Annotated in this window: 3 protein-coding genes; 2 read left to right on the top strand and 1 reads right to left on the bottom strand. The window is 32.7% G+C overall.

Features of this window, described 5'->3' with window-relative positions:
* Both IDG60_RS06220 and bstA read left to right on the top strand, forming a co-directional pair.
* The coding region (locus IDG60_RS06220; protein ID WP_481906082.1) for a pyroglutamyl-peptidase I family protein at positions 1-153 on the top strand (153 nt) is incomplete at its 5' end.
* Between the two features lie 103 nt (positions 154-256).
* Complete coding sequence (bstA, locus tag IDG60_RS06215) at positions 257-721, top strand: bacillithiol transferase BstA (protein WP_000208919.1); 465 nt, start codon at positions 257-259, stop codon at positions 719-721.
* A gap of 160 nt (positions 722-881) precedes the next feature.
* On the opposite strand, the gene cna is transcribed toward bstA, so the two are convergent.
* Complete coding sequence (gene cna / locus IDG60_RS06210; RefSeq protein ID WP_183139260.1) at positions 882-4,433, bottom strand: collagen adhesin Cna; 3,552 nt, start codon at positions 4,431-4,433, stop codon at positions 882-884.
* Positions 4,434-4,805: the final 372 nt, after the last annotated feature.

Genomic DNA, 4,805 nt, shown 5'->3' with positions numbered 1-4,805 from the left:
TTTATTCATGTGCCATACATACCAGAGCAGGTCATTGGTAAACCCGATACACCATCTATGCCATTAGAAAAGATAGTTGCAGGTTTGACTGCAGCCATTGAAGCTATTTCTAATGATGAGGATTTACACCTAGCCCTGGGCACAACGGAATAGTTATAAGTACACCAATAAAATACATTCCTTAAATGACTAACAACTTTGTTAATAGGGTAATACTTACGGAAGTATGTTTTATTTATGGGGGGAGGAATTAATAATGACTACAAAAACGGTATTTGATGTCATTGATATGGGTTTAGGATATTTAGTAAATGTGTATGATACTTGGAAAGTTGAAAAGATACTTGATGATTATCATAAGCCTTTTTCTAATACCATTCATTGGCAATTTGGGCATGTATTAACAATTTTTGAATCAGCCTTAGCTGTTACTGGTAAAGAGAATATTGATTTAAATATATATAGACCTTTATTCGGAAATGGTTCGTCTCCAGATGAATGGAAGGGCGAAGTACCGAGTATTGGAACGATTTTAGAAGGTCTTCAAACATTACCTGAACGTGCACGAAAACTAACTGAAGATGATTTAGCAATTGAACTGAAACAACCAATTGTTGGTTGTAATAACTTAGAAGAGTTATTAGTATTAAATGCCATTCATATCCCACTTCATGCTGGTAAAATTGAAGAGATGTCTCGTATATTAAAAAATTTAAAATAAATATTAGCTTATTAACCGTTAACAACACGTTAACGGTTTTTTTATTTGTTTAAAAGGCCACTTTTAGTCTGCTTACATACAGATTAAAAGTGACCTATTTATATCATGTATTATACATAGAACTAGGAATAGCCTTATCTATAAAAATAATTATAATGGTTTATGAGTTAAATCTTTTTCTTAAAATTAAATACAATCCCAATATACCTATAAATACCCATGTAATCCATGAAGTTATAATCTTCATACCAGTTTTTGGTAATTCTTTTAGAGGATTTTCAGGTTTGGTTTTATTATCTTTAGGTTGATCATCCTTATCCACTTTTGATGGCTTATCTGGGGGAGTTGGTTTAACTTTATTAGAGTGATCAGGTTTAGTTGGTGGTGTTTTGTCTTTTGGTTTTTCAGGATAGATTGGTTTATTCGGTTTTTCTGGCGTATATTTATTCGTCACAATCAAGTTACCCATATCATTGTTATCCACATGTGTTGTATAACCTTTAACTTTTGTTAATTCCTCGACTGTGTATTTTACTTGTTGACCTTTTGCTTTTTCATCTAATCCTGCCCACGTATGGGTCCAGTTATTAGATTCATTTAATGTTGCCGTTTTTCCTGTTGCTTTTCCATCTTGATATAACTCAACTTTAATTTCAGTTGGTCGTTTTCCGTCTTGGTTATTATTGTCATCCCAATTTTTTGTTACTGTTGCCGATGTCTCTCCTGGTGTATACTTGTTCGTTATTGTTGTACCGTTGATGTCTGTTGTGTAGTCTTTTACGTGATCTTCGGTCACTGTATATTCTATTTTCTTTCCTTCATCATACTTCGGTAAGTCTTTAAATTCGTACTTCCAGTTTGTTTCAGATGTCACGTCTAACGTTTTTACTTTCTCTCCATTAGCCAATAAATTTATACTGACTTTTTCTGGTCTCTTACCATCTTGATTGTCTTTGTCGTCCCATACTTTTTCACCGTTAATTGATGTTGTTTCTGGCGTATATTTATTCGTCACAATCAAGTTGCCCATATCATTGTTATCCACATGTGTTGTATAACCTTTGACCTTTGTTAATTCCTCGACTGTGTATTTTACTTGTTGACCTTTTGCTTTTTCATCTAATCCTGCCCACGTATGGGTCCAGTTATTAGATTCATTTAATTTTGCCGTTTTTCCTGTTGCTTTTCCATCTTGATATAACTCAACTTTAATTTCAGTTGGTCGTTTTCCGTCTTGGTTATTATTGTCATCCCAATTTTTTGTTACTGTTGCCGATGTCTCTCCTGGTGTATACTTGTTCGTTATTGTTGTACCGTTGATGTCTGTTGTGTAGTCTTTTACGTGATCTTCGGTCACTGTATATTCTATTTTCTTTCCTTCATCATACTTCGGTAAGTCTTTAAATTCGTACTTCCAGTTTGTTTCAGATGTCACATCTACCGCTTTTACTTTCTCTCCGTTAGCTAATAAATTCACACTGACTTTTTCTGGTCTCTTACCATCTTGATTGTCTTTGTCGTCCCATACTTTTTCACCGCTAATTGATGTTGTTTCTGGCGTATATTTATTCGTCACAATCAAGTTACCCATATCATTGTTATCCACATGTGTTGTATAGCCTTTAACTTTTGTTAATTCCTCGACTGTGTATTTTACTTGTTGACCTTTTGCTTTTTCATCTAATCCTGCCCACGTATGGGTCCAGTTATTAGATTCATTTAATGTTGCCGTTTTTCCTGTTGCTTTTCCATCTTGATATAACTCAACTTTAATTTCAGTTGGTCGTTTTCCGTCTTGGTTATTATTGTCATCCCAATTTTTTGTTACTGTTGCCGATGTCTCTCCTGGTGTATACTTGTTCGTTATTGTCGTACCGTTGATGTCTGTTGTGTAGTCTTTTACGTGATCTTCGGTCACTGTATATTCTATTTTCTTTCCTTCATCATACTTCGGTAAGTTTTTAAATTCGTACTTCCAGTTTGTTTCAGATGTCACGTCTAACGTTTTTACTTTCTCTCCATTAGCCAATAAATTCACACTGACTTTTTCTGGTCTCTTACCATCTTGATTGTCTTTGTCGTCCCATACTTTTTCACCGCTAATTGATGTTGTTTCGATTGGTTTTTCAGTATTAGTAACCACTAAACCATTTTCTTTTTTAGTATATCCTTCTGGTGTTGTGTCTTCACCTTGAGCATTTACTTCTTTAACTAAATATTTAATAGTCTTGCCATTTTTGTCATTTTCTGGAAGATTAGACCATGTCACTTTTGTCGTTCCATCTTCTAATTTTTTAATCTCTGCTTTGTCTACTGGTGTTGTGTTTTGATTGTCATCTTGTTTGTACAACTTGAAATAAATCGTTGGTTTCACTTTTTGAGTGCCTTCCCAAACCTTTTGAGCAGATACATCTTTTGTTTTTTCTATCTCTTTTGCATTTTCAATAGTCGTAAAATATCCCTGATTATCTGTATCTTTCATAGTAAACGGATATTCTTTATCCTTATCAAATGTATACGGTGCTGGCGCCTCTATTTCTTTTAAAATATAGTCTCCACTAGGCAACGCTTTAATATTAGCAATACCGTTTGCATCTGTTATAATCTCAATTTCTTTTTGATTGTCCTTTACAACTGATCCATCTTTTTTAGAAAGTTTAAATTTTACATTAGCTATAGGAGCCTTGGTATCTTTATCCTGTTTTAAAACTTTTAATTCACCTTTTACAGTACCTTCAATACCGGCATTAGCATTAATATTGTGCACAGTATGATTAAATGATTTCCCGTTCACTTCTTCCTTACCATGCTCTTGATACCAAGCTTGTGAATTATTAACAAACTCTTTTTGCTGTTCATTCGTAATTTTGGTTTTGTAGTTAATTGAAAAACTATTATATGACCCATAGCCTTGTGGAATTGTTACATCAATTGTGTTCTTCGTATTATCAACAGTTATCTTAGAACCTGGAAAAGCTTTTTCAAAATCAGTAATTGCATTTGATCCACTATAATAATTGCTATGTGTACCTGTCACATTAATGTTTAATGTGCTTAAATCTAACTGCTGTCCACCTTGAATCTGATCCTTTATAGTAATATCTTTCGATACATATCTTTTTTCATTATTAATATTTAAAAACCATCGTACATGTGTCGTATCTTCTGGCAGCATATCTCCCGTTTTATAATAGAAAACACTACTTGTTCCCGCTTCACTTTTATGAACCGTAACATTCGTTGATTTATTCCCAGATGTTATCGTAGCTACTTTGTCATCTGAAGTATTTGTTTGCGTTAAATTTCTTCCTTGTACTTCAAATTCTGCAAATCCCGAAACATCACTTAATTTTTCTACTTTATCATTGAATGTAATTGTTGCTCCGTCTGGTGTAATAACTGCTTGACCCACCTGTTCACCTTTAACAGTTAATGGTACTGTTTTACTATAACCCTCTATCTTTACTGTACCGCTTGTCGGCCATGCCACTTTAATCGTGTCACCATTTTGTATTTTTACACTTTTATCGTCGAATGTCATTTTTACTGTCGTTTTACCACCATCTTCTATCTTAGTCGGTGATACAGTTAAATCTGTAACATTCGTTGATGAAATATCTCGTGCTGCCAATGCTTCATTTTTATTAAATAAAGGCGTGATGATATTTAATAACATTATAAAGACCATAAACTTCAACACGTTCTTGTTCATAAAAACCCCTCCTTATACTCTATGTCATATCCATAGGATACTAATGATAAATTATAAACTAATTTAGTTCATCTTCAATGAAATTTATTAAAAATTCATATTATTATTTTATTATGCAAAATATATACAGTATAACGAATACAAGTGCATGAAGTTAACTTGTATCAATTAATTTCTTAGTATATTAGTTCATCTTCAAAATCTTTTAAATTTAATAAATACCATCTATACCAGTTCTTCACCGATTCTCGAAAAATAATTATATTAATGATTTCGTTAATTTAATTTTATATTTAATTATTACTGTACATCTTTTGTAGTTAGCTTTATTCTTAAATTGAAATATGTATAAAACATAGAAAGAAGGACGTT

It is taken from the genome of Staphylococcus sp. EG-SA-2 (genome assembly GCF_017152085.1).
This window is presented reverse-complemented; position numbering and strand designations above follow the sequence as displayed.

What these genes read in the sequence shown, in the direction of transcription:
- cna (WP_183139260.1), bottom strand. Translation starts at nt 4,433, where the DNA reads ATGAACAAGAACGTGTTGAAGTTTATGGTCTTTATAATGTTATTAAAT.
- bstA (WP_000208919.1), top strand. Translation starts at nt 257, where the DNA reads ATGACTACAAAAACGGTATTTGATGTCATTGATATGGGTTTAGGATAT.